Source organism: Staphylococcus sp. 231237_7MaSpsaltlick, from assembly GCF_043107035.1.
In genome coordinates, this window is the sequence record NZ_JBICNX010000167.1 from 1 (window position 1) to 1,004 (window position 1,004).

At 27.2% G+C, this 1,004-nt stretch carries 1 protein-coding gene; it reads right to left on the reverse strand.

The features are described from left to right. Positions 1–11: 11 nt before the first annotated feature. On the reverse strand, positions 12–839 hold the full coding sequence (locus tag ACF91D_RS30675) for a glycosyltransferase family 2 protein (protein WP_392438527.1): 828 nt from the start codon (positions 837–839) through the stop codon (positions 12–14). Positions 840–1,004 lie beyond the last annotated feature (165 nt).

Consider the following 1,004-nt stretch of genomic DNA (forward strand, 5'->3'; position numbering starts at 1 on the left):
GTCTCTTTTGGTTAATCTAAAAAGACATGTGAATTACAGCTTGTTAATAAATCATATTCCAAATTTCGCAGCAAAAACTTATCTCTACGCTTTTTGTCTTTCATATTCAATACATACTCAAATATAGCTAAATCACTTTCTCTCTTTTTAATAAAACTAGTTCTTCTAACAATCGAAACATTATCTGAGTAGCGATTGATATGTGCTCCAATACATGTTGTAGTTGTCACTTTTTGAGCTTTTTCAAATACTTTTACAAAAAACATTTTATCTTCGCCAAAATGTAAATTTGTTGGGAATTGTATATCATGGTCTTTAATTAATTTACGCTTTATAAACTTTCCACTAGGCCCTAAATAATAATATAAATAGGGAATTTTATAACTTTGCTCATTAACGTGTGTCTTGACTGTCATAAATCTGGCATGAACGGATTGATTTTTCTCTGTATGTTTAATGACTTTTGAAATAATTAAATCGCTCTTATGCCATTTTTTATTTTCTGAAATCGTTTCCAAAATATTTTGTTCTAACCAATCATCACCATCCAAAAAGTATAAATACTCACCGATACTGTGTTTAACCCCAGTATTTCTAGGTATAGATGGCCCGCCACTGTTTTGAGCTAATCTATACATTTTAATATTAAAATTATTGTATCGTTGCAATATTTCCCATGTACCATCGTTTGAACAATCATCAACAATAACTATTTCATATAAATCTGCGTCTAAACTTTGTTCCATTACTGAGTCCAAAGTTTTTTCTATTGTATTTTTATTATTAAAAGTAGTAATAACAATAGAAAAAATAATCTTTTTAGTTTTGATTATAATCACCTTTTCATATTTATATTAATACATTATGTTAATTTAAATATTATTATAACAATATATGCGTTATAATTGTTACAACTTATTAAATTTATTGGAGGCCAGTAACTTGCGACATATTAATCAAGAAGGTTCTATGCTCTATATTTCTTTCAATCAACAAAATAATAG